This window comes from Streptomyces sp. CB02400, from assembly GCF_001905725.1.
Classification (GTDB): Bacteria; Actinomycetota; Actinomycetes; order Streptomycetales; family Streptomycetaceae; genus Streptomyces; species Streptomyces atrovirens.
On record NZ_LIWB01000018.1, the window covers coordinates 160,437 to 184,000 of the forward strand.

23 protein-coding genes are annotated in these 23,564 nt (G+C 72.3%); 8 read left to right on the top strand and 15 right to left on the bottom strand.

The features are described 5' to 3' along the window. Window positions 1–111: 111 nt before the first annotated feature. The 3 genes from AMK33_RS32600 to AMK33_RS32610 are packed head-to-tail and all read right to left on the bottom strand — an operon-like array spanning window position 112 to window position 2,891. Window positions 112–822, bottom strand: a complete 711-nt coding sequence (locus AMK33_RS32600; RefSeq protein WP_073936599.1) for a response regulator — start codon at window positions 820–822, stop codon at window positions 112–114. Then, window positions 819–2,057 carry a MacS family sensor histidine kinase gene (macS, locus tag AMK33_RS32605; RefSeq protein ID WP_073936600.1) on the bottom strand — a complete coding sequence of 413 codons (1,239 nt, stop codon included), beginning with the start codon at window positions 2,055–2,057 and terminating at the stop codon, window positions 819–821. The genes AMK33_RS32600 and macS overlap by 4 nt, the downstream gene beginning before the upstream one ends. A 51-nt stretch (window positions 2,058–2,108) precedes the next feature. After that, a complete protein-coding gene (locus tag AMK33_RS32610) occupies window positions 2,109–2,891 on the bottom strand; it encodes a lysophospholipid acyltransferase family protein (protein ID WP_073936650.1) in 783 nt (260 codons plus the stop codon). A 180-nt stretch (window positions 2,892–3,071) separates the two neighbouring features. Here AMK33_RS32610 and AMK33_RS32615 point away from each other — a divergent pair, with 180 nt between their 5' ends. Both AMK33_RS32615 and AMK33_RS32620 read left to right on the top strand, forming a co-directional pair. Next, on the top strand, window positions 3,072–3,869 hold the full coding sequence (locus AMK33_RS32615) for an alpha/beta hydrolase (protein WP_073936601.1): 798 nt from the start codon (window positions 3,072–3,074) through the stop codon (window positions 3,867–3,869). Then, window positions 3,862–4,458: a hypothetical protein gene (locus AMK33_RS32620; RefSeq protein ID WP_073936602.1), complete on the top strand. Its 597-nt coding sequence runs from the start codon at window positions 3,862–3,864 to the stop codon at window positions 4,456–4,458. The genes AMK33_RS32615 and AMK33_RS32620 overlap by 8 nt, the downstream gene beginning before the upstream one ends. 49 nt (window positions 4,459–4,507) lie before the next feature. On the opposite strand, the gene AMK33_RS32625 is transcribed toward AMK33_RS32620, so the two are convergent. Beyond that, on the bottom strand, window positions 4,508–5,263 hold the full coding sequence (locus AMK33_RS32625) for an endonuclease/exonuclease/phosphatase family protein (RefSeq protein WP_073936603.1): 756 nt from the start codon (window positions 5,261–5,263) through the stop codon (window positions 4,508–4,510). Between the two features lie 171 nt (window positions 5,264–5,434). Beyond that, entirely contained in the window at window positions 5,435–5,929 is a 495-nt protein-coding gene (locus tag AMK33_RS32630; RefSeq protein ID WP_073936604.1) for an RrF2 family transcriptional regulator, read from the bottom strand. A 92-nt stretch (window positions 5,930–6,021) separates the two neighbouring features. On the opposite strand from AMK33_RS32630, the gene AMK33_RS32635 reads away from it, so the two are divergent. The 4 genes from AMK33_RS32635 to AMK33_RS32650 all read left to right on the top strand — a co-directional run bounded on the left by AMK33_RS32635 (window position 6,022) and on the right by AMK33_RS32650 (window position 9,503). After that, complete coding sequence (locus tag AMK33_RS32635) at window positions 6,022–7,233, top strand: MFS transporter (protein ID WP_073936605.1); 1,212 nt, start codon at window positions 6,022–6,024, stop codon at window positions 7,231–7,233. After that, entirely contained in the window at window positions 7,230–7,772 is a 543-nt protein-coding gene (locus AMK33_RS32640) for a GNAT family N-acetyltransferase (RefSeq protein WP_073936606.1), read from the top strand. The genes AMK33_RS32635 and AMK33_RS32640 overlap by 4 nt, the downstream gene beginning before the upstream one ends. Window positions 7,773–7,938: 166 nt before the next feature. Continuing rightward, window positions 7,939–8,706, top strand: coding sequence for an SDR family oxidoreductase (locus AMK33_RS32645; RefSeq protein WP_073936607.1), 768 nt, complete (start codon window positions 7,939–7,941; stop codon window positions 8,704–8,706). A gap of 53 nt (window positions 8,707–8,759) precedes the next feature. After that, on the top strand, window positions 8,760–9,503 hold the full coding sequence (locus tag AMK33_RS32650) for an SDR family oxidoreductase (RefSeq protein ID WP_073936608.1): 744 nt from the start codon (window positions 8,760–8,762) through the stop codon (window positions 9,501–9,503). A gap of 35 nt (window positions 9,504–9,538) precedes the next feature. Here AMK33_RS32650 and AMK33_RS32655 read toward each other — a convergent pair whose 3' ends face one another. From AMK33_RS32655 to AMK33_RS32680, 6 genes are all read right to left on the bottom strand, one after another. After that, window positions 9,539–10,483, bottom strand: coding sequence for a LysR family transcriptional regulator (locus AMK33_RS32655; protein WP_079195053.1), 945 nt, complete (start codon window positions 10,481–10,483; stop codon window positions 9,539–9,541). A gap of 159 nt (window positions 10,484–10,642) precedes the next feature. Next, window positions 10,643–11,596, bottom strand: coding sequence for an ROK family glucokinase (locus AMK33_RS32660; RefSeq protein WP_073936609.1), 954 nt, complete (start codon window positions 11,594–11,596; stop codon window positions 10,643–10,645). 136 nt (window positions 11,597–11,732) lie between these two features. Beyond that, window positions 11,733–12,263 (bottom strand): DUF5304 domain-containing protein, encoded by a 531-nt coding sequence (locus AMK33_RS32665; protein ID WP_073936610.1) that lies wholly within the window; start codon window positions 12,261–12,263, stop codon window positions 11,733–11,735. Between the two features lie 57 nt (window positions 12,264–12,320). Beyond that, window positions 12,321–13,469, bottom strand: a complete 1,149-nt coding sequence (locus tag AMK33_RS32670; RefSeq protein WP_073936611.1) for an ArsA family ATPase — start codon at window positions 13,467–13,469, stop codon at window positions 12,321–12,323. A 183-nt stretch (window positions 13,470–13,652) separates the two neighbouring features. Further along, window positions 13,653–14,096 carry an SRPBCC family protein gene (locus AMK33_RS32675; RefSeq protein ID WP_073936612.1) on the bottom strand — a complete coding sequence of 148 codons (444 nt, stop codon included), beginning with the start codon at window positions 14,094–14,096 and terminating at the stop codon, window positions 13,653–13,655. A gap of 126 nt (window positions 14,097–14,222) precedes the next feature. Next, entirely contained in the window at window positions 14,223–15,020 is a 798-nt protein-coding gene (locus tag AMK33_RS32680) for a metallophosphoesterase family protein (protein WP_073936613.1), read from the bottom strand. A 296-nt stretch (window positions 15,021–15,316) separates the two neighbouring features. On the opposite strand from AMK33_RS32680, the gene AMK33_RS32685 reads away from it, so the two are divergent. Beyond that, window positions 15,317–17,113, top strand: coding sequence for an AMP-dependent synthetase/ligase (locus tag AMK33_RS32685; protein WP_073936614.1), 1,797 nt, complete (start codon window positions 15,317–15,319; stop codon window positions 17,111–17,113). 182 nt (window positions 17,114–17,295) lie between these two features. Here the strand turns inward: AMK33_RS32685 and AMK33_RS32690 are convergent, their stop codons facing one another. Further along, complete coding sequence (locus AMK33_RS32690) at window positions 17,296–18,438, bottom strand: glycosyltransferase family 4 protein (protein WP_073936615.1); 1,143 nt, start codon at window positions 18,436–18,438, stop codon at window positions 17,296–17,298. A gap of 126 nt (window positions 18,439–18,564) precedes the next feature. On the opposite strand from AMK33_RS32690, the gene AMK33_RS32695 reads away from it, so the two are divergent. Then, on the top strand, window positions 18,565–19,800 hold the full coding sequence (locus tag AMK33_RS32695; RefSeq protein WP_073936616.1) for a glycosyltransferase family 87 protein: 1,236 nt from the start codon (window positions 18,565–18,567) through the stop codon (window positions 19,798–19,800). Between the two features lie 243 nt (window positions 19,801–20,043). Here AMK33_RS32695 and AMK33_RS32700 read toward each other — a convergent pair whose 3' ends face one another. The 3 genes from AMK33_RS32700 to AMK33_RS32710 all read right to left on the bottom strand — a co-directional run bounded on the left by AMK33_RS32700 (window position 20,044) and on the right by AMK33_RS32710 (window position 23,498). After that, window positions 20,044–21,234 (bottom strand): hypothetical protein, encoded by a 1,191-nt coding sequence (locus AMK33_RS32700; protein ID WP_383458145.1) that lies wholly within the window; start codon window positions 21,232–21,234, stop codon window positions 20,044–20,046. Window positions 21,235–21,267: 33 nt separating this feature from the next. After that, window positions 21,268–22,281 carry a C40 family peptidase gene (locus AMK33_RS32705; RefSeq protein WP_073936618.1) on the bottom strand — a complete coding sequence of 338 codons (1,014 nt, stop codon included), beginning with the start codon at window positions 22,279–22,281 and terminating at the stop codon, window positions 21,268–21,270. A 176-nt stretch (window positions 22,282–22,457) separates the two neighbouring features. Further along, entirely contained in the window at window positions 22,458–23,498 is a 1,041-nt protein-coding gene (locus tag AMK33_RS32710; protein WP_073936619.1) for a C40 family peptidase, read from the bottom strand. Window positions 23,499–23,564 lie beyond the last annotated feature (66 nt).

Below are 23,564 nucleotides of genomic sequence, written 5' to 3' on the forward strand. Positions count from 1 at the left end.
GGGTCGTGCCGGGTCGTGTACTGCCGTACCTGCGAATATACGGGCGCCTCGGAGGGTGCGCCTGGGCCGTACGGGGCACGCCTGAAGGACCGTCTGCCCGTCCCGCCCGTCCTACTCGTCGTCGAGGCCGCGCTCTATGGCGTAGCGGACGAGTTCGACGCGGTTGTGCAGTTGGAGCTTGCCGAGGGTGTTCTGCACGTGGTTCTGCACGGTGCGGTGGGAGATGACGAGCCGTTCGGCGATCTGCTTGTAGCTGAGGCCCTTGGCGACCAGGCGCAGCACCTCGGTCTCGCGGTCGGTCAGCCGGGGCGCGCCCGGTTCGCCGTCGGCGGGGGCGGGCCCGGCCGGTTCGGAGGCGAGGCGGCGGTACTCGCCGAGGACCAGTCCGGCCAGGCCGGGGGTGAACACCGGGTCGCCGACTGCCGTACGGCGCACCGCGTCCCGCAGGTCCTCGGTGGAGGCGGACTTCAGCAGATAGCCGGTGGCGCCGGACTTGACCGCCTCCAGGACGTCGGCGTGCTCGCCGCTCGCCGAGAGCACCAGCACCCGGACGGCGGGGTTCGCGGCGACGACCTCCTTGCAGACCTGGACGCCGGGCTTGCCGGGCAGGTTCAGGTCGAGGACGAGGACGCCGGGTGCGGCGGCCTTGGCGCGGCGCACCGCCTGGTCGCCGTCGCCGGCGGTGGCGACGACCTCGAAGCCGGACTCGGACAGGTCGCGGGCGACGGCGTCGCGCCACATGGGGTGGTCGTCGACCACCATGACCCTGATCGGATCCCCGTGGTCCCCGTGGTCCTTGTGCTCCCCGGTGCTGTCCGTCATCGCTGCTCCGCCTTCCCCCGCGGGTCGTCCGCTTCCCGCTTGTCCTTGGGCACCTTCAGTTCGACCTCCGTGCCCTGCCCCGGCACCGAGATCAGGTCCGCGCTGCCGCCGAGGTCGCGCAGCCGGCCCCGGATGGACAGGGCCACGCCGAGCCGGCCCTCGCCCTCGGCCTGGGCGAGCCGGCCCTCGGGGATGCCGGGTCCGTCGTCGCGGACGGTGACGATCACCTCGTCCGGTTCGTCCTCGACCAGGATCCAGGCGCGTGCCTGCTCCCCCGCGTGCTTGCGGACGTTGTCCAGGGCGGCCCCGACGGCGGCGGCGACCTCCCGCGCGGCGACCGGTGCGAGCCGGACCGGCGCTCCGGGCTCGGCGAGGCCGACCAGGGAACCGGCGTAGGGGGCGAGCAGGGTGCGCAGGTCGACCGGCCCGCCGTCCCCCGTGTCGTCCTCGTCCACGGCCCGTACGACGGCGCCCTCGGCGGTGTCCTCCGAAGCCCGGGAGACGGGGACGAGCCCGCCGGAGACCAGGGTGCGCAGGGCGATCTCCTGCTCGCCGGCCAGCCGGCCCAGCTCGGCGGCCTCACCGCCGATCACCGCACCCCGGCGCTGCACCATGGCCAGCACCTGGAGCACGCTGTCGTGGATGTCCCGCGCGAGGCGCTCCCGCTCCCTGGTCGCGGCCTCGATCTCCAGGGCGCGGGCGAGGGTGCGCTCGGAGGCGCGGGCGACCTCGACGACGTAGCCGATGGCGATGGAGGCGACCCAGACGAGGATCACGTTGTGCACGGTGTCGCGGGCTGGGTTGCCGCGCTCGATCAGGTTGGCGACGGCGACGAGGGTGGAGGCGAGGGCCGCCCAGCGCCAGCCGCCCTTGACGGCGAAGGCGAGCACCGAGCCGGCGGTCCAGATCGACGGCAGGGTCGGGCCGCCCGCCTCGACGCGTGCGGGCGCGTCGGCGACGGGCGTGAGCAGGATGCCGACGAGCGCGATGGTCAGGTCGGCGGTGAGGAAGCGCTTGGTGCAGGCGGCGGCACTCGCGGTCCTGGGCAGGGTGGCCAGGGTCCACACCGCGAGGACGGCGAAGTAGCCGACGGCCAGCCAGGGGCGGGGGAACTCCTCGTGGGCGGTGGCGAACAGGCCGATCGCGTACACGAGGGTGAGGATCCGGTAACCGGTGAGGGCACGCCACAGCGGCTGCTCGACCGACATGCGCATGACTCGCTCGCGCCTGGCCATGTCCCCCACTCCCCCTCTGCGCCCCGTCCAGGGGCCGGACCGTCGCCCGTTCTACCGCTCCTGGCCGTCCTGCTCCATCGCGGCCCTCAGCTTCTCGGCCTGTTCCTTCTCCGCGCGGGCGAGCGCGGCCTTCGCCGCCCGCTCCGCCTCCTTCTCGGCCTTGGCCGCCTCCGAGAGCTGCCGCTTCATGGCGGTGGCGTACATGTCGACGTACTCCTGGCCGGACAGCTTCATGATTTCGTACATGACCTCGTCGGTCACCGCGCGGAGCACGAAACGGTCGTGCTCCATGCCCTGGTAGCGGCTGAAGTCCAGCGGCCTGCCGATCCGGATGCCGGGCCGCATCAGCTTCGGCATGACCTGTCCGGGCGGCTGGATCTTCTCCGTGTCGATCATGGCGACCGGGATCACGGGCGCGCCGGTGGCCAGCGCCACGCGCGCGAGGCCGCCCGGCTTGCCACGGTAGAGGCGGCCGTCGGGCGAGCGGGTGCCCTCCGGGTAGATGCCGAACAGCTCGCCGCGCTCGATGACCTCGATGCCGCTCTTGATCGCCGCCTCGCCCGCGCCGCGCGCGCCGGAGCGGTCCACCGGGAGCTGGCCCACGCCCTTGAAGAAGGCGGCCGTCAGCCGGCCCTTCACGCCCGGCGTGGTGAAGTACTCGGCCTTGGCGATGAAGGTGACCTTGCGGTCCAGTACGGACGGCAGGAAGAAGGAGTCGGAGAACGACAGGTGGTTGCTGGCCAGGATGGCCGGGCCCTCGGCGGGGATGTTCTCCCGGCCCTCCACCCAGGGCCTGAAGGCGAGCTTCAGCGGCCCTCCGATGGCGACCTTCATCGTGCCGTACAACAACCGAGTGCCTCCTGTGCGTGTTCGTCAGACCATATCCCGGAGCGCGGTCAAAGGCCCCGACGGCCCTGGTCGGTGTCAGTGCGGTCGCGTACGGTGAAGGTCCTGCAACCCGTGTGCGGCGCCTGCCGCGATCATCGTGACCTTCCTACGAACAGGAGGCCGAAGGTGCCGCTCCTGACCGGAGCCGAGCCGTTCCGCCACGAGGGCGGGGAGACCGCCGTTCTCCTCTGCCACGGCTTCACCGGTTCACCGCAGTCGCTGCGCCCCTGGGCGAAGCACCTCGCCGCCCGCGGCCTGACCGTCTCGCTGCCGCTGCTGCCCGGGCACGGCACCCGCTGGCAGGACCTCGGGGTCACCGGCTGGCAGGACTGGTACGCGGAGGTGGACCGCGAGCTGCGACTGTTGCGGGACCGCCACGAGCGGGTGTTCGTCGCCGGTCTGTCGATGGGCGGCGCGCTGGCGCTGCGGCTGGCCGCGAGGCATGGGGACACCGTGAGCGGGGTGGTGGTCGTCAACCCCGCGAACAAGGTGCACGGGGTGGCCGCGCACGCCCTTCCGGTGCTGCGCCATCTCGTCCCCGCGACGAAGGGCATCGCGAGCGACATCGCGAAGCCGCTGAACAGGGAGCTCGGCTACGACCGGGTGCCGCTGCACGCGGCGCACTCCCTGCGGAACTTCTTCCGGCTCGTCGACGGCGAGCTGCCCCGGGTCACCCAGCCGTTGCTCCTGCTGCGCAGCCCCCAGGACCATGTGGTGCCGCCCGCGGACTCGGCGCGGATCCTCGGCCGTGTGTCGTCGACGGACGTCACGGAGATCCTGCTGGAACAGAGCTACCACGTGGCGACGTTGGACTACGACGCGGAGCGGATCTTCCAGGAGAGCACCGCGTTCATCGGCCGGCTCGCACCCGGCGCCGTCAAGGAGCCCGGTCTCGGCAAGGAAGGGACGACCGCAGGTGGCTGAGCACGACTCGGACCGCGAGGACCGCGAGGACCGTGAAGGCCGTGAGCCGGAGGAGAAGGAGGTTCCCTTCGACGAGGCCGCCGCGTGGGCGGCGATCGTCGCCGGGTACGGCGAGGAGCCGCCGGACCCGCCGGGCGCCAAGCCGTTCAAGTCCGTCGAGGACCTGGCGCTGCTGGAGCCCGAGACGAACGAGGGCGAGGTGGAGGCGGAGGCGCCCCGTAAGGCCGAGGACAAGCCGGCCAAGCCGCTGGGCGGCTCCGTCTCCTTCGCCCCCGGCGTCGGCGGCCCGCGTGACTACAGCGTGGCAGAGCCCTCGGACGACGACCTCGACGAGACCGACGAGGGCCACTTCGTCCCGCCGGAGCCGCCCCCGCTGCCGGACGCCGACGTCACGTCGAAGTTCGCCTGGCTGGGAGTGCTCGGCGGCCCGATCCTGCTCCTGCTGGCGATCCTGCTCGGCTGGGAGATGACCTGGTGGCTGACCACCCTGTGCATCGGCGGCTTCCTGGGCGGCTTCGCCACACTGGTGATGCGCATGCGCACGGACGACGAGGACGACGACGATCCGGGGCGGGGCGCGGTGGTCTGACCGCTTCTGCGCGGCGGGAATCCTGTTCCACGCGACCGGGAATCCTGTTCTACGCGGCGGGAATCCGGAGGGCGGCCAGGACCGGAAGGTGGTCCGTGGCCGCCCTCAGGTCCGCCGCGCTCACCCCCGGCTGCCCGAGCGGAACCCCGCACCCCAGCACCTCGACGCCCTTGGTGGCGAAGAGGGCGTCGATCCGCCGCCGCGGTTCGTCACGGACCCAGGTGTGCTCACCGCCCCAGGGCGCCGCGGCCCAGCAGTCGGTCAGGGACTCGGTCAGCCGCCGGAAGGTCCGCCCGCCCGGCCGCTCGTTCACATCCCCGCCCACGACCGCGTGCTCGACGCCCATCCCGGCGAGCCGGTCGAGGAGCATGCCGCCCTGCTCGTACCGCTCGTTCTTCTCCAGGGAGAGATGACAGCTCAGCACGCCGATCCGGGCACCCCCGAACCGTACGACGGCGGTGGCGAACCCGCGCCGGTGCTGCCCGGGGGTGAGCGGCAGCAGCACGTCCTCGGTGCGCTCGACGGTCGCCCGCAGCGAGCAGAGCATCGCCGGCCCGGCGGCCGTGGCGCCCCCGGAGAGGATGACGAGGCCCGTCTCCGAGGCGAGCCGGGCCAGCTTCTTGCGCCAGCGGAAGAACCGCGGCGCCTCCTGGAGCAGGACGAGATCGGGAGCGCAGGCGGTGATCACCCGGGCGAGGGCGTCGGTGTCGTCGCGCATGGAACGGATGTTGTAACTGAGCACCCGGATGACGGCCGAACCGTCGGACTCGGTCCGGGAGTCGGGCAGCAGCGGAGTCGTCGCCATGCGGATCAAGATACGCCGCCCGGCGCGGCGTGACGCGGGTCGGCGCTCCACGCGCCCCAGGAGGTCGTGCCACGCGGCGGAGGAGACGGCGATCCGTTGCTCCAGTCGCTCCCCGGAATGAGGAACTACGGCCCTGGGACCCAGTGGTGCGTCGCACCGAGCGCTCTTGGGTCAGCCCGGGAGCGATCGACGAGATTCCGCCAGCCAGCGTCGGACGTCCGCCATCGCCGTGCCGTCACTGTCGATGTCGATGGCGGCGGCCAGGTCCGCGATCGACACGGCGGTGAGGGCGCGGTACCACGCCTCCTGCGCCGCCGCCATGGCACGAGCGATGGCGCACGGGCGTTCGCACTGCTCGGCGGGGACGGCCAGCGGTCCGCGTTGCCGGATCTCGGTGCACCGGTACGCCGGCTCGATGCCGTCGATGGCCTGGACCACTTCGAGCATGGTGACCGAGGCCGCAGGCCGGGTGAGGGCGTAGCCGCCGACCTGACCGGCTGTCGCGTGGACGATTCCCGCGCGGGACAGCGCTTGCAGGTGTTTGGCCAGGTAGGCCCGCGGGATGCCGTGCAGCTCCGCGAGCCTGGTGGCCTGTACCGGTTCGCGGCTCTGACTGAGGGTGACGCAACTGTGCAGTGCCCACTCCACGCCATTGGACAGCTTCATGGCGCCACCCTAACGGTTCCCGGATATTTCTTGTCCGCGTTGTGGTACAAACTCGGATAGAAAATATCCGAGATCATCTCGAAGGGTTCACGATGCATACCCAGGGCCATCCGACCGTCTCGGCGCGCTCGGCGCTCGGACTGACCGCCGTAGCACTGTTCGTCACGGCGGCCAACCTCCGGCCGGCGATCGCGGCGGTGTCACCACTGGCCGACCACATCCGCTCGGACCTGGACTTATCGGCGACCGGCCTGTCGTTGCTGACCACCGTCCCCACGCTGGCCATGGGAGTCTGCGCGCCCCTCGCCGCGCCCGTCGCCCGCCGGTTCGGGCTGCATCGCGGTGTGCTGCTGGGGCTGGCCGTCATCACCTCGGCCACCGCGGCGCGTGCCGTCGGCGCGTCCTCCTGGCTGCAACTGAGCTGCTCCGCTGCGGCCGGAGCCGGGATCGCGATAGCCCAGACCCTGCTGCCCGCCGTGGTCAAGGCCCGTTTCGCCGACCGGGTGGGTCTGGTCACCGGTATCTACACGGCCGGCCTCGGGCTCGGCGGCGCGGTCGCGGCCGGGGTCAGTGCGCCGCTGGCCGACGCGATCGGCTCCTGGCCGGGCGCCCTGGCCTCATGGGCGGTGCTCGCGCTGGCCGGCGGCGTGCTGTGGTCCGTGACCGGACGCACCCTCGGACCGGACGGCGTCGCCGCGCCGTCGGGACCGGTGACCCGCGGTCTGCCCTGGCGCAGCGCCAAGGCATGGCGCATCACCGCGCTGGCCGCGGGGAACTCCGCGCTGTACTACTGCGAACTGGCCTGGGTGGCGGCACTGTTGCAGGACGACGGTGGCCACAGCGCCGCGGGGGCCGGTCTGCTGCTGACCGTGATGATCTCCATCCAGGTCGTGTCCATGCTGGCCGTGCCGGCGCTGCTGGGTGAAGGCCGGAGCACACGCCAGGGCCTGGTGTGGACGACCACGCTGACGGCCGTCGGGTTCCTGGGCCTGGCCTTCGCCCCGGGCGCGGCGACGTGGCTGTGGATCGTCGCGTTGGGCATCGGTCACGGCGGTCTGTTCACCCTCGTCCTCACCCTGCCGGTGGTGTCCGGCCGCGACTCCGCCGAGGCCGGCCGGATCAGCGCGATGGCCTTCTTCGTCGGCTACGCCTGTGCCGCACTGGCACCGGTACTGGTGGGTGTGCTGCGCGACTCCACGGGCGACTTCCACCTCGCCTTCGGCCTGCTGGGCGGACTGGCCGCCCTGATGCTGCTTCCCATAGCCCGGATGTACGGCGGCGGCGACACGGAGGCGCAACGGTGAGGGACATACGAAGCTTCGGCCCCGGGGTCCTCGGCGTTCTGGATGCCCTCAGCGACACCTACGTCGAGATCTTCACCGCTCCGCCCTGGGCCCACCGCTCCCCGGCCGCCGCGCGGCACGACTTCCGGGAACGCCTGAAGGGGGATGCGCACCGCCCCGGATTCCGGGCCGTCGTCGCCACGGACGAGTCCGGTGCCGTGGCGGGGTTCGCCACAGGGTGGATCACCCAGGCTCCGTTCCCCACAGACCGGGCCTACGGCAAGGTGCGGCGACGCCTGGGTGCCGACCGGGTCGATGAACTGCTGATCGGTTCCTTCGAGGTCGACGAGCTGGGGGTTCGTCCCCACGCCCGCGGGACCGGTCTGGGCGGGCGACTGTTGTCCGACATCACCACCGCCGTGCCCGGCGGCCGATCCTGGTTGCTGACCTGGGGCCGGGCACATGACGCGCTCGCCTTCTACCGTCGCCGGGGGTGGGAGGAGCCCGAGGCCGTGCACGGCGAAGAGACGGACATCGTCGTGTTCCTGTCGCCGCCGTAGCGACTCCCCTCGGCCGCCGGCCTCGCAACCGTCACTCACGGGCGGCGGAGGAGGCCGGAATGCCATAGGCATCCCCTATATCCCCTACTCATATTTCGTCTTTGCCTCTCGTTGTTTTCCGGACCTACCGTGAATCAGCAATTACGCGACGGAGAGGGAGGGCGAGATGACCGAAATCGAGAACGGATCGGGAATTCGGGAACTTGCGGGAAAGCGGGCCCTGGTGACGGGTGGCTCTCGCGGAATCGGAGCCGCCGTCGTGCGCCGGCTCCTGGACGCGGGAGCCGAGGTGCTCACGACCGCCCGGTCGGCGGCGAGCACCGTACCCGAGGGCGCCCACTTCGTGGCGGCCGACGTACGGACCCGGGCGGGGATCGAAACGCTCGCCGCGACCGCGCGGGAGGTCCTGGGCGGGGTCGACATCCTGGTCGACAACGCGGGCGGTGCGCGACCGCACGAGGGCGCCACGGCCATCCCCGACGAGGAGTGGCAGAACGCGCTCGACCTGAACCTCCTGGCGGCGGTGCGGCTGGACGCGCTGCTGATACCGGGGATGCGCGAACGCCGCTCGGGGGTGATCGTGCACGTCTCCTCGGCCGCGGTGTCCACCCCGGGCCCCCTGTTCCTGCACTACACGGCGGCCAAGGCGGCGCTGGAGAACTACAGCCGGGGGCTGGCCACCGAGCTGGCCCCCTCCGGGGTCCGGGTCAACACCGTGACTCCCGGCAGGACCGCCACCCCCGGCGGCGAGGCGACGCGGGAGCAGTGGGCGCGCCTGAACGGGGACGCCGACGCGACCGGCACCACACCGCTGGGACGCGACGGCCGACCCGACGACATCGCCCACGCGGTGCTGTTCCTCGTGTCCGACCGGGCGGGCTGGCTGACCGGAAGCAATATCGTCGTGGACGGCGGCGAATTCCCCAGAGGATGACGCCGACGGGATTCCGGAAACAATTTCCGATAAATAGAACGAAGGATTCCGGCATGGGTAAATACAGCGGAAAGAACGCGGTGGTCACGGGCGGCGGCAGCGGGATCGGGTTCGCCACGGCGAGACTGCTGGTGGACGGCGGAGCACGTGTGGCGATCACCGGTCGCTCCCGGGACGCGCTCGACGCCGCGCGGGAGCGGCTCGGCGGGAACGCGGTGGCCGTCCGGGGCGATGTGGCCTCGTTGCCCGACCTGGACGCTCTGGCCGACCGTGTGAAGGACGGACTCGGCACGGTCGACGCCCTGTTCATCAACGCCGGCGTCACACTCCCGACACCCTTCGAGTCGACGACCGAGGAGGACTACGACCAGCTGTTCGCGATCAACGTCAAGGGTGCCTTCTTCACCGTGCAGAAGCTCGCCCCGCTGCTGAGCACGGGCGCCGGCGTCGTCCTCACCACCTCGGCCGCGAACGTCATGGGCCTGCCGGAGACCAGTGTCTACGCGGCCGGCAAGGCGGCCCTGCGCTCGATGGCCCGCACCCTCTCCCGCGACCTGCTGTCACGCGGGATCCGTGTCAACGCGGTCAGCCCCGGTCCCGTGGACACGGGAATCCTGGAGAGGACGATGACGGCGGAGGCCGCCGAGCAGTTCAAGACGGAGCGGGTCGCGGACAATCCCATGCGGCGTTTCGGCACGCCCGAGGAGATCGCCGGGGCGGCCGCCTTCCTCGCCTTCGACGCCACGTACACCGCCGGTGCCGAGCTCGCCGTGGACGGAGGCGCCACCCAGCTCTGAGCCGGCCGCGCCCCGCCACGGGCTCGCACCGGCCGTCAGGACACGGAGGAGAAGGAAGCGAATTCGAACTCGGGCATGGGTTCGGACACGGACTCGGGCTCGGTTCCGGGCTCGGACCAGGTCTCCTGGCGCAGGAGTTCGAGCAGAGCCGTCTCCGCCGGGCCCGCGTCCTGCCGGACCACGGCGATGACGGGCTGGGACAGAGGCGGGGACACCGGGCGCACGAGGTGCTCGTACCCCTGCGGCACCGCCGAGGCCGGGACGAGGGTCACCCCCAGCCCGTGGGCGGCCCAGCGCACGGCCGTCGCCGCCTGGGACACGCGGGCGGCCGTGGCCGGGGCCAGACCGTTGTCCCGCAACACCTTCAGCAGTACGCCGTCGAGCGTGCTGTCGCGGTCGAACCGCACCCAGGGCTCCCCGCCCAGTTCACGCAGCTCGACCCGGTCCTCGGCCAGCTGCCGGTGCCCGGCGCCCATCACCACGACGAGCTCCTCGTCGCCGAGGTGATGGGCGTCGGCGGGGCTCTGCTCGCACGCCGCCATCAGGGCGAAGTCCAGCGTGCCCCGGCGGCACAGCCGGTCCAGCTCGGCGGCGCTCGGCTCTTCGAAGACGCTGACCTCCAGCTGTGGGAAGCGGCGACGCAACGCACCCAGCGCGCGCGGCAACTGCCGTGTGCCGAAGCCCATCTGCACCGCGACCACCAGCTCACCCACCAGGTCGTCGGCACCGGCCCGCGCCGTCGCCCGCGCCCGCCGCGACGCACTGACCGCGACCTGTGCCTCCCGCAGGAACGCACGGCCGACCATGGTGGGCACCAGACCGGTCGGTGTGCGGGCGAACAGCTTCACGCCGAGTTCCCGCTCCAGGCCGCGGATCTGCTGGGACACCGACGGCTGGGCGACGTGCAGCCGCTCCGCCGCCGCCGTCACCGAGCCCTCCTCGGCTATGGCCAGGGCGTACTCGTACTGACGAAGACTCATCGGTTCCCGTCCCCTCCCCGCGGTGGACCGCCGTCCATCGCGTCGTCACCGTGAGCAACCCGGTTCCGCCGTCGGGGATTCCCTTGGGGACGGTCACGGCCGCGCCCGCCGTCCCCGGAAGGGGGCAGGCGGGCGCGGCCGTGCGTACGGGCAGGGGTGTCACATGACCGGGTCGGGCTCCCGGGCCAGGTCCGCCGCGCCCACCAGGCCCGCCTTGTTGCCGAGCTGGGCGCCGAGGACCTCGGCGACCGGGCGCCAGTTGCCGCCGACCAGCCAGCGCTTGTAGGACTTGCGGATCGGGCCGAGGACCAGTTCGCCCTCGTCGGAGAGGCCGCCGCCGACGATGAACGCGGAGGGGTCGAAGAGGGAGGCCAGGTCTGCGAGGCCGGCGCCGACCCAGCGGGCCAGCTCGCGGTAGGAGTCGACGGCCACCCGGTCGCCCTGGCGGGCGGCCATGGAGACGTGCTTGCCCTCGATGCCCTCGGGCGTGCCGTTGCCGAGGGAGAGCAGGGTCTCGGCGTTCTCGGGGGTGGCGTTGGCGCGCTGCTTGGCGTAGCGGACGAGGGCGCGGCCGGAGGCGTACTGCTCCCAGCAGCCCTGCGAGCCGCAGCCGCACAGCAGGCCGTCCGGCACCATGCGGATGTGGCCGAACTCGGCGGCCACGCCGAAGTGGCCGCGGCGCAGCTTGTTGCCGATGATCACGCCGCCGCCGAGGCCGGTGCCGAGCGTGATGCAGATGACGTTGCGGTGGCCCTTGCCCGCGCCGAACTTGTACTCGCCCCAGGCGGCGGCGTTGGCGTCGTTCTCCACGACGACCGGGAGACCCGTACGGGCCTCGACCTTCTCCTTGAGCGGCTCGTTGCGCCAGTCGATGTTGGGCGCGAAGTACACCGTCGAACGCTGGCGGTTGACGTACCCGGCCGCACCGATGCCCACGCCGACGATCTCGTGCCCCGCGCGTGCTCCCTCCACCGCGGAGGCGATGGCGTCCACGATGCCCTCGGGCGTACCCGGGGTCGGCACCTTGTGGGTCGAGAGGATGTTGCCTTCCTCGTCGACCACGCCGGCCGCGATCTTCGTGCCGCCGATGTCGACGCCGATGGTGAGTCCCATGAATCCCTCAGTTCCGGTCGAGCCCCGCTACCGCCAACGGTACCCGAGGCGCTGCCCTCGGGGCCCCGGCGTCCGTACGGTGAGCGGTCCGGCGGGGATCATGGGCGCCCCCGCCGAAGGCCCGCGGAGGGCCGCGTCAGTCCAGGTCGATGCGTTCGCCGGGGCCGGTGCCGGGGTCGTCGCCCCGGTCCCGGCGCTCGTCGAGGTCGCGGGGGTCGGACTCGCGGGCGGTCCAGCGGCGCTCCTGGTCCTGTACGGCGGAGCGGTAGGCGGCGAGGAGTTCGTTGCCGGCGGCGGCGAGGTGGTCGAAGACGTCGGGGTTGCGTTCGATGACGGGTTCGACGGCGGCCTTGGCCTGCTGGACGACCTGCCGCACCACCTGCTGCGCGGCGGGTCCGGCGACCGCGCCGAACAGCGGGGACTGCAGACCGGAGAGCTTGTCGGCGACCGCGTCGACGAGCTTCTTCAGCTCCTCGGCGGCGGAGCCGGGGGGCGGTCCGTACTGTGCGCGGCGGCGGGCCTTCTCCGCCTCGAGGTCCTCGGCGGCGGCGGTCGCCCAGGCGTCGGCGTGGGTCTCGGCATGGGTCTCGGCCGCCCGTACGTCGTCCACCGGCTTGTCGACGATCTCGTCCTCTGCGTCGTCGGACGGGGGGAGCTGTTCGCTCATGACGGACTCCTGACTACGGATGGCACCTTCGACGGTACCCGAACGGTGGCCGTCGCTTCAGTGGGTGCGCGGCCACAGTGCCGGATCCGGCCGGAAGCGGATGCGCAGCTCGTCCTCGCGCAGGGCGGCGCCGGCGACGGTGCAGCGGCGCAGCGCGGAGGGCAGCGGGACGATGCGGCGGAACGGTCCTGCGGTGACGACGATCTCGTCGCCGCGCCGGATCAGGTCGAGTTCGTCGCGGCGGGCGCCGGGGAGGGGGAGGTGCCAGATCAGGACGCCGTCGTCGGCCAGGCGGTCGGTGACCGGCCAGTCGACGGTGGCGGGGCGCGTCGTGACGCCCGGCACGGCGAGTGCGGTCAGGTCGTCGGTGCCGCGCGGGTCGCGGCCCAGGTGGGCGACGGGGCGGACGTCGTACGACTCGCGCCACTCGTCCAGGGTCTTGCGCTGCTGGGCTACGGGGCCGGCGAGCCAGCCGGCCGCCTCGCTCTCCGGCAGGACGCGGGTCGCGATCAGGGCGTCGGTGCGCAGGCCGCGCAGGGCGAGTCCGAGGGTGGCGGTGCGTACGGCGTCGGCACCGGCGGGGCCCGGTTCGGCGACCAGTCGTACGACGGTGTCGCGGTCGGCGAGCACGGCCTCGACGGCGGCGAGCTGGAGGTCCAGGCGGGCCGCCGTGCCGTACAGCCACTCGGCCGGCATGGGGACGCCGGCGAGGCGGCCGAGGACGGGGCGCAGGGCGCGGGCGGCCTGCCGTTCGGGCGGGAGGAGGCGGCGCAGGTAGCGGCGGAGTTCTTCGGGGAGGGCGAGGAGGGAGAGGGCTCGGGGGGTGGGTGGGAGGTCGACGACGAGGAGGTCGTACGACTCCGAGAGCGCGGCGTCGCGCAGGGCGCGCAGGACGGCGAGTTCCTCGGCGCCGGGGAGGAGGCTGGTCTCCTCGGGTTCCAGGCGGGAGGCGCCGAGGAGGTCCAGGGCGGAGGCGGCCCGGTCCTGGAGGGCGGCGAGGTCGGTGCGGAAGTCCGTGTCGGGGTCGACGCGCTTCACTGTGAGGCGGGGGGTGGCCTCGGTGCCCAGTACGGGGCCCAGGGTGTCCGTGCGGTCGGTGCCGAGGAGCAGGGTGCGGGCACCCTCGCGGGCTGCGGTGAGCGCGGTGGCGGCGGCGGTCGTGGTGCGGCCGCTGCCGCCGGGGCCCGTGATCAGGAGGGTGCGCATGGGGGTGAACCGTAGTGGACGCTGGGCGGGGGGTGTTGCGCAGCCCGGCGTCCGCGGGGTGCCGCTGCGCCCACCCGTGCCGCCCCAGCGGCACGACCGCCCGCAGTCACGTACGTACGGCTGCCCGCAGCTGCGGGGGTGGGCGCCGCCCCAGCGGCACGCCCGCCCGCAGTTGCGGGGGGGCTACTTCGGGCTCGACTCCACTCGCTTCTTCAGGCCTGCCAGGGCTCGGTCGATGATGACCTTCTCCGCCTTGCGCTTGATCATGCCGAGCATGGGGATCTTGACGTCGACCGTCAGGCGGTAGGTGACCTCCGTCGTGCCCGGGGCGGCCGGGGTGAGGACGTAGGAGCCGTCCAGGGAGCGGAGCATCTGGGACTTCACCAAGGTCCAGGAGACCTCGTGCTGCCCGGTCCAGGTGTACGCCAGGGTCTGGTCGTCCTTGATCGCGCCGGCGTCCATGACGAGACGCACCTGTTCGGCGCGGCCCTCGGCGTCGGTCGCGAGGACCTCGGCCTCCTTCACCTCACCGGTCCAGTCCGGATAGCGGGCGAAGTCGGCGATCACTCCCATGACGTCGGCCGCCGCCGCCTCGATCGTGATGCTCGAGCTGGTGTGTTCCGCCATCGCCGTGGCTCCTCCAGATGCGGGCCGGTAGTCGTCGTCGCCGTGCGCCGGGCACACAGCGCACGCGCGTGCAGCGGAAGGCTACCGCGCGCCCGGCCGGCGCAACTCATCCGACCTGGGACGTCGTCACCATTCCAGCCGCCAGGGCCGCCCGCTGCTCGCGAAGTGCCCCACGTTCACGCACTCGGTGGCGCCGATCCGCATCCGCCGCACCAGCGGCTGGTGGACGTGTCCGAACAGGGAGTAGCGGGGCCGGGTGCGGCGGATGGCGTCCAGCAGGGCCCGGCTGCCGCGTTCGAAGCGGCGCGCGACGGTGTCGTAGACCAGCTCGGGCACCTCCGGCGGGATGTGCGTGCACAGCACGTCGACCTCGCCCACGGCCTCGATCTTCGCCGCGTACTCCTCGTCGTCGATCTCGTACGGCGTGCGCATCGGGGTGCGCAGGCCGCCGCCGACGAAGCCGAAGGTCCGGCCGCCGATCTCCACCCGCTGCCCGTCCAGCACGGTCAGGCCGGGACCCGCGTACTCCTGCCACAGGGGCGGCACGTCGACATTGCCGTACGTCGCGTACGTCGGGGTGGGGAACGCGGCGAACAGCTCGGCGTACTGCTTGCGCACCGCCTTCTCGATCGCGGCGGCCTTGTCCATCCCGATGTCCGCCCACAGCCGGCGCTGGAACTCGCGCGCCTCCTCGAAGCGGCGGGCGGTGCGCAGCTCCACGATGAGGTCGGCGTTCTCGGTGCCGAACAGGTCGGGGAAGATGCCGCGCGAGTGGTCGGCGTAGTCCAGGAAGAGCACCAGGTCGCCCAGGCAGATCAGGGCGTCGGCGCCCTCCCCCGCGCGGGCCAGGTCGCGGGCGTTGCCGTGCACGTCACTGACCACGTGGACGCGTGTGCGCCGGTTTCCGCCTGGTGTGGATGCCATGGCGATCAAGGGTAAGCGTGTGCGGCCCGCGTGAACAACGGCGGGCCTACCTGCGGTTACTGGCTCGTCGGTGAAGGGGTGGACTACTGTGCGCAATGAAACACCAACCTGTGTGACGCAGCGAACATCTCGCCGGGACCCCCTGTCGTAGACGCCATACCGGCGGGTAACGTCCGGGCAGTCCAGTCGTGCTCGGGATTTCAACATGTGAATTCGCGAGCACCCGTCCGAGCCTTGGACCGCACCGTCGCATCGCACAACGTCGTGGCGCCGGCGCCCTAAGAGGAGCAGCAGTCTTGCGCGAGTTCAGCCTTCCGGCTTTGTACGAGGTCCCCGCGGACGGAAACCTGACCGACATCGTCCGCAGAAACGCCGCGCAGCACCCCGACGTCGCCGTCATCGCCCGCAAGGTGGGCGGGACCTGGCAGGACGTGACGGCGACCGCCTTCCTGGCGGAGGTGCGGGCGGCCGCCAAGGGCATGATCGCCGCCGGTGTGCGGCCCGGCGACCGGGTCGGCCTGATGTCCCGCACCCGCTACGAGTGGACACTGCTGGACTTCGCGATCTGGAGCGCCGGCGCGGTCACCGTGCCGGTGTACGAGACCAGCTCGCCGGAGCAGGTGGCGTGGATCCTCGGCGACTCCGGCGCCACCGCCTGCTTCGTGGAGCTCGACGCCCACGCGGCGACGGTGGAGTCCGTGCGCGACCGGCTGCCCGCGCTGAAGAACCTGTGGCAGATCGAGGCCGGCGGGATCAAGGAGCTGGGCCGGCTCGGGCAGGGCGTCGACGACGGGACGGTCGAGGAGCGCAGCTCGTTCGCGAAGGCGGACGACCCGGCGACCATCGTCTACACCTCCGGTACGACCGGACGGCCCAAGGGCTGTGTGCTCACCCACCGCAGCTTCTTCGCCGAGTGCGGCAACATCGTGGAGCGGCTGCGTCCGCTGTTCCGCACCGGCGAGTGCTCGGTGCTGCTGTTCCTGCCGCTCGCGCACGTCTTCGGGCGGCTGGTGCAGATCGCGCCCATGATGGCGCCGATCAAGCTGGGCTGCGTGCCCGACATCAAGAACCTCACCGACGAGCTGGCCGCGTTCCGCCCGACGCTGATCCTGGGCGTGCCGCGGGTCTTCGAGAAGGTCTACAACTCGGCGCGGGCCAAGGCGCAGGCCGACGGCAAGGGCAAGATCTTCGACAAGGCGGCGGACACGGCGATCGCCTACAGCCGGGCGCTGGACACGCCGTCCGGGCCGTCGCTCGGCCTGAAGATCAAGCACAAGGTGTTCGACAAGCTGGTCTACGGCAAGCTGCGCGCGGTGCTGGGCGGGCGCGGCGAGTACGCCATCTCCGGTGGCGCCCCGCTGGGTGAACGCCTGGGACACTTCTTCCGCGGCATCGGCTTCAGCGTGCTGGAGGGGTACGGGCTGACCGAGTCCTGTGCGGCCACCGCGTTCAACCCGTGGGACCGGCAGAAGATCGGCACGGTCGGCCAGCCGCTGCCCGGATCCGTCATCCGGATAGCGGACGACGGCGAGGTGCTGCTGCACGGCGAGCACCTGTTCAAGGAGTACTGGAACAACCCGGGCGCGACCGCCGAGGCGCTCGCCGACGGGTGGTTCCACACCGGGGACATCGGCACGCTGGACGAGGACGGCTATCTGCGGATCACCGGCCGCAAGAAGGAGATACTGGTGACGGCGGGCGGCAAGAACGTCGCCCCGGCGGTGATCGAGGACCGGATCCGGGCGCACGCGCTGGTCGCGGAGTGCATGGTCGTGGGGGACGGGCGGCCGTTCGTGGGGGCGCTGGTCACCATCGACGAGGAGTTCCTGGGGCGGTGGTGCGCGGAGCACGGGAAGCCGGCGGGGTCGACGGCGGGGTCGCTGAGCGAGGATCCCGATCTGCTCGCGGCGATCCAGGCCGCCGTCGATGACGGCAACTCGGCGGTTTCCAAGGCGGAGTCGGTACGGAAGTTCCGGGTTCTGCCGGCGCAGTTCACCGAGGAGTCGGGACATTTGACTCCGTCGTTGAAGCTCAAGCGGAATGTTGTCGCCAAGGACTACGCCCACGAAATCGAGGCGATTTACGCCAAGTAGGTTCTGCTTGGGCGCAGTTCGGGGTGCCACTTGAGCGCCGTGGGCGGGTGCGGGTCGGGTGTGGCTTGTCGCGCCCACGCGGCGGAGCCGCACAATGTCACAGCCCCGCGCCCCTGGGGAGCTGCCCCTGACGGCGTTCTTCAGAACAGCCCCGTCAGAGCAGCCTCTTCCGAGCAGCTTCTTCAGAGCAGCTTCTTCAGGTGCTCGGCCAATAGGTCCCAGCGCCACTTCTGTTCGACCCATTCCCTGCCGCGCTCGCCCATCCTTCGGCGGAGTTCCCCGTCGCCCAGGAGGGTGATGACGCGGTCCGCGGTCTGGTCGGGCGCGTTGCCGGGGACGACCCAGCCGGTTTCGCCTTCGAGGACCGCGTCGGGGGCGCCGCCGGAGTCGCCGGCGACGACCGGGAGGCCGGTCGCGGACGCCTCCAGGTAGACGATGCCGAGCCCTTCCACGTCCAGGCCCCCGCGCCGGGTGCGGCACGGCATCGCGAAGACGTCGCCGGCGCCGTAGTGGGCGGGCAGCTCGGACCAGGGGACGGAGCCGGTGAAGCGGACGGAGGCGGCGACGCCCGTGTCGTGCGCGAGGCGGCGCAGGTCCTTCTCGTAGGGGCCGCCGCCGACGACCAGCAGGACGGCGTCCGGTTCGGCGGCCAGGATCGCCGGCATCGCCCGGATCAGCGTGTCCTGCCCCTTGCGCGGCACCAGCCGGGAGACGCACACGACCACCGGCCGGTCGGTCAGCCCGAGCCGGGCCCGGACCTCGTCGCCGCCCGAACCGGGGTGGAAGGTCTTCTCGTCGACGCCAGGCGGCAGTTGCACCATCCGGGAGGCCGCCTCGGGGGTCAGCGCGCCGGCGATGCGGGAGCGCGTGTACTCGCCGAGGTAGGTGATCGTGTCCGTGGAGTCCCCGATACGGCGCAGGAGTTGCCGCGCGGCGGGCAGCTGGGCCCAGCCGGCCTCGTGGCCGTGGGTGGTGGCCACGATCCGCTCGGCGCCCGCCCGGCGCAGCGCCGGTGCCATCAGCCCGAGCGGTGCCGCCGCCCCGAACCACACCGAGGTGCACCCGTGCTCGCGCAGCAGCCCGACGGCCCGCCGGGTGGCGGCCGGGGTCGGCAGCAGCATCGTCGTACGGTCGCGTACGACGGTGAAGGGCTGCTCGGCGTCGAAGGCGGCGGTGGCCTCGACGCCCTCCCGGGAGCGCTTCCAGGTGGAGGCGTAGACGACGAGCCGCTCCGGGTCGAGCCGCAGCGCCATGTTGTGCAGGAACGCCTGGATGCCGCCGGGGCGGGGCGGGAAGTCGTTGGTCACGATCAGGGTCTTGTGCATCGCCGCCGACCCTACCGAACGGGGGGTGCGCCGTTCGCCGCGGCGGCGCTCTGTGGCACGTACACAGGTGTCCGGGACATCATGGCCCCTCACGACCGCGCACCGGACGGGCAGGGAGCACAGCACATGAGGACGACGGCCGTGCGGGGCTCCCTCGCCCCGCTGCTGCTTCTGTGGGGGCTGACACGGGCCGCCCTGCTGCTGTGCGTGCTGAAGGTGATCGTCTTCCCCGGGCCGGACGTGACCAGCGACGTGTCGGTCATCTACCGGGGCTGGTACGACGTCCTGCGCACCGGGACGTTCCCGCTGGACGACGTGACCTGGCAGTACCCGCCCGCCGCGGCCCTGGCGATCCTCTCCCCCGGCCTGCTGCCGTTCCTGGAGTACGCCACCGCCTTCTTCGTCCTGGCCTGTCTCGCCGACCTGGTCACCCTGTGTTTGCTGCTGTACGCCGGCCGTCGTCCCGGACGGTCGCCGCGCGGTGCCTGGGTGTGGGTGGTGGGCGTGCCGCTGCTCGGGCCGACGGTGTACGCGCGCTACGACGTGATGGTGACCGCGGTCGCCGTGGCCGCGCTGCTGGCGGCCGCCCGGTACCCCCGGCTGGCGGGGGCGCTCGCCGGTTTCGGGGCGCTGGTGAAGGTGTGGCCGGCGCTGCTGCTGCTCGCGGTGCGGCGGCGTGGTGCGTGGGTGTCGGCGGCGGTGACCGGTGCCGGTGTGGCCGGCCTGTTCGCCGTACTGATGCCGGGGGCGTTCGCGTTCCTGGCCTTTCAGCGGGACCGGGGGACGGAGGTGGAGTCGCTGGGGGCGCTCGTCTTCCATGTGGCGCGGCATCACGGCTGGGAGGGGGAGGTGCTGCTCAACTACGGCTCGGTGGAGTTCCTCGGGCCGTATGTGGGCTGGGTGAGCACGGGGGCGTTGCTGCTGAGCGGGGCCGCGCTGGGGTGGCTGGTGCTGTGGCGGGTGATGGCCGTCCGGTTCTCGGCGCACAGTGTCGCCGACGCGGCGTTCGTGGCGGTGCTTCTGTTCACGACGACGAGTCGGGTGATCAGTCCGCAGTACATGGTGTGGCTGGTGGGGCTCGGGGCGGTGTGTCTGTGCTTCCGTGAGAGCCGGATGGGGGTGGCGGTGGGGCTGGTGCTGGGGGCTTCGTTGGTGACGGTGCTGGAGTTTCCCGTGTGGTTCGCCCATGTGGTCGCCAGCGACTCGCTCGGGATCGCCCTGCTGGTTCTGCGCAACGGGCTGTTGGTGGCGGCGACGGTTGTGGCGGCGCGGGTGCTGTGGTGTGCGACGGTTCCCCGGCGGCGGTCTGTACCTACGGTTCCCGGGCCGGCCCGCGCTGCCGGGACGCCGGTCTCGTCCTGACCTCGGGCGGTGCGCGGACCAGCGCTCGCAGGTGCCCCCGCGTCGGTGCGGGCCGGGGGGTGTCCACGCAGTCCGGCGTTTACGGGGTGCCGTCGCGCCCACCCGTGCCGCCCTGGGGTACCTCCCAGGCCCTTGAGGCACTGGGGGAGGCACGACTGCCCGCGGATCGCCGGGGGCGGGGGACGGCGGCTGCCCGCGGATCGCTGGGAGTGGTGGGCAGGCCGCGGAGGTTCGGGCTTGGGCTCAGCCCAGGGTGTTTCTCATGTACTCCTGCCACTGGGCCGTGAACTCCTCGCGGGTTGTGTCGAGGACTTGGTGCATCGCGGCCTCCACCGCGCCCTCGCGGTGTTCGTGTGTGCCCACCGCGCGGTAGAACTCGTCGAGGCGGTCCTCGCCCCAGTGGTCGGCGATGAGGCGGCAGGCCAGCCAGCCGCTCTCGTAGGCGCGGGCGAGGTGGTCCGCGTCGCCGGAGAAGCCGAAGTCCTCGTCGTCCGGCAGTCCGGCGGGCATCTCGCCCCGGCCCACCGCGTAGGCGAGCTCCGGTGCGATCTCCGCGGGGGCGCGGTCGCCGTCGCGGTAGCCGACCCAGTCGGCGAATCCCTCGGACAGCCACAGCGGGGTCGCGGCGGAGGTGTGGGCGCGGGTGGCGACGTGGGTGGTCTCGTGGGTGAGGACGACCTGCCGGCCCGAGTCGCCGAGCATTCCGAAGGCGTCCGGGTTGACGATGATCCGGTCCGCCGGGGCCCGACCGTCCGCGCCGGTGGCGCCGGTGGTGACCGCCGCGATCCCCCGGTAGGAGGAGGCGGGCGAGCCCAGCAGGCCCGCCATGCCCTCCAGGTTCTCCGGGACGAGGACGACCACGCGCCGGGCCCATCGCGGGCCCCACGCGTCGGACACCGCGGGCACCGCGCGGTCGGCCAGTTCGGCGTAGTCCCGCAGCTTCTCGTCGGGCTGTCCGACGCCCAGCACCAGGCTCCGCTCGCCCCGCACGGCGCGGGCCGTGCCCTGGTCCCACAACTGCTGGCCGGACTTCTTCGCGGGCCGGTCGGAGTCGACGGACCAGCGGCCGTCGCGGTCCCGGCTCAGGCTGAGGGAGCGGGCGGTGGTGACCGGGGACCGGTCGTGGCCCTCGACGCGGTAGCTCAGGTCGGCGGAGGCGGTGGCGGTGTCACCGGTGCGGTCGAGGGCGGTGACGCGGTAGGACCAGTCCGCGAGCGGCACCGCGCGCAGGTTGGCGAACCCGGCCCGGGTGCCGGTGCGGGCGTACGCGGCGGCGTCACGGTCGAGGACGGCCTCCGCGCGGCGGTCGAGGAGGGACTGCACATCCGCGTGTACGGCGTCGACGGCAGGCCCCCCGCCGCACCCCACCAGGGAGACGAGCAGCAGACACAGCGCCATCACCGACGCACCCGACACCCGCCTTCGACCAGCCACCTTCCCGAGGGTACGGGCGCCGGGCCGGCGCGGTCAGACCCTGGTGACCGACGAGACGGGCATCATGCCGACCGGGTCGTAGCGCACCGGGGCGCCGGGATGGGGCGCGTGGATCACCTGGCCGTTGCCCATGTACATCCCGACGTGGGAGGCGTCGGAGCGGTAGACGACCAGGTCACCGGGGCGCGCCTCGGACAGGGGGATCCGTCGGCCGGCGTACCGCTGGGCCTGCGAGGTGCGCGGCAGCGCGACCCCGGCCTGGGCGTACGACCACTGGGTCAGTCCGGAGCAGTCGAAGGCGGACGGGCCCTCGGCGCCCCAGACGTAGGGCCTGCCGAGGGCGGAGCGGGCGGCGGCGACGGCGGCCGCGGCGCGGGCCGAGGCGGGCGCGCCGGACGGGCCGAGCAGGTCCGCGCGCGCGGAGCGGGTGGCGCGGTCCCAGGCGGCGCGTTCGCCGGCCGGGAGGGAGGCGAGCAGCCGGCGGGCCTCGGTGAGCTTGCGCTCGACGGTCCGTTTGTGCGCGGCGACGGCCTTGCGGCTCCTCTCCAGTGCGCCGAGCTTTCCGGCCGCCTCCGCGCGGTCCTGGGCGAGGGAGCGCAGGGCGCCCCTCAGTCTCCTCAGCTCGGCGGCCTGGTGGACGGTGATCCGGTCCAGTACGGAGGCCTTCTCGAGGTAGTCCTCCGGGTCGTCGGAGAGCAGCAGGGCGAGGGCGGGGTCGAGGCCGCCGGAGCGGTACTGGGCGCCGGCGAGCGAACCCAGCGACTCCCGCATGGTGTTGACGCGTGCCTGCTGCCGGGCGATGCCGTCCTGTGCGGTGGCGATCTGCCGGCGCAGTCCGTCGGCGCGCTCGTCGGCCTCGTTGTACGCCTCGGTCGCCTTCTCGGCCTCCCGGTAGAGGCGGTCCACCTCGGCCCGGGTGACGTCGTGCGGCGTGGCCGCGGCCGGTACGGCGGCGAGGGCGGTGGCCGCCGCGGACAGCAGACCGAGGGCGACGGTGGCGCTCCGGTCGGATCCGGACGACGGTGCGGTACGGCGATGGGACCCCACGGGAAGCCGCGCTCCTTCCGCTGGCGGACAGGGAAACGCGGCAGACAGTAGCCTCACGACGCCGGGCGAACCCTTGGCCGAGGCGACCGCACACAGTGACGCCCCGCCTGTGACCTGCGTCAGAGGCGGGGCGCGGGGAAGATCGGCGCGGCGGGGAATCCCCCGAACGGCGGCAGCTAGACGCGGACGCCGAACATGAACGGGCCGCCGATGGTGTTCATCGACTCGTAGCGCACGACGGTGCCGGTGCGCGGGGCGTGGATGATCTGGCCGTTGCCCGCGTAGAGGCCCACGTGGTGCAGGTCGTTGAAGAAGAAGACGAGGTCGCCGACCTTGAGCTGGCTCACCGAGTAGATCCTGGTGCCGTCGTTGGTCTGGGCCTCGGAGGTGCGCGAGATGCCGACGCCGGCCTGCGCGTACGCCCAGGAGGTCAGGCCGGAGCAGTCGAAGGAGGACGGGCCGGTGGCGCCGTAGACGTAGGGGGTGCCGAGCTTGCTCTGGGCGGCGGCGAAGGCGGCGGCGGCGCGGCCGGAACCGGCCGGGACGTTGACGTTGAGCGCCTCACGCTCGCTGGCGCGGGTGGCGCGGCTCTCCTCCTGGGCGAGCTGCTGCTTCTCCGCGGCGGTGAGGGTGTTGAGCAGCTTCTGCGCGGAGGAGAGCTTGCTCTGGACTTCCTTCTTCTTCTTGCCCAGTTCGGTGCGGGTGGCGGAGAGGTCCTTGAGCTTCTCGGACGCCTCGGAGCGCTGCTGGGCGAGCTCGCGCTGCTTCTCCTGGATCTCCTTGAGCGCGTCGACCTGCTGGGTGCTCAACTGGTCGAGCGTGGACGCCTTGTCGAGGTAGTCGTCCGGGTCGGCGGAGAGGAAGAGCTGGACGGAGGGGTCGATGCCGCCGCTGCGGTACTGGGCGCTGGCCATCGAACCGAGGCCGTCGCGCAGCTCGTTGAGCTCCTGCTGGCCCTTGGCGACGTTGTCCTGGATCGTGGAGATCTCCTTCTGGAGCTTCTCCTGCTTCTCCTTGGCGCCGTTGTACTTCTCGGTGGCCTGCTCGGCCTGCTCGTAGAGCTTGTCGACCTTGGCCTTGACCTCGTCCTTGCTCGGCTTCTCGCTCGGCGCGGCGTTGGCGGCCTGCGAGCTCATGACGACAGCGGCTGCGGCAGCGGTGGTGAGCACGGTGACGCGTGCGCGGCTCGGCTGCTTGGGACGACGGTGGGACGCCACGGAGACGAGCTCCTTCTCGAGAGTGATCGCGCGAGCGAGGGTTCGAAGGAAGACCCTAGTGATTCT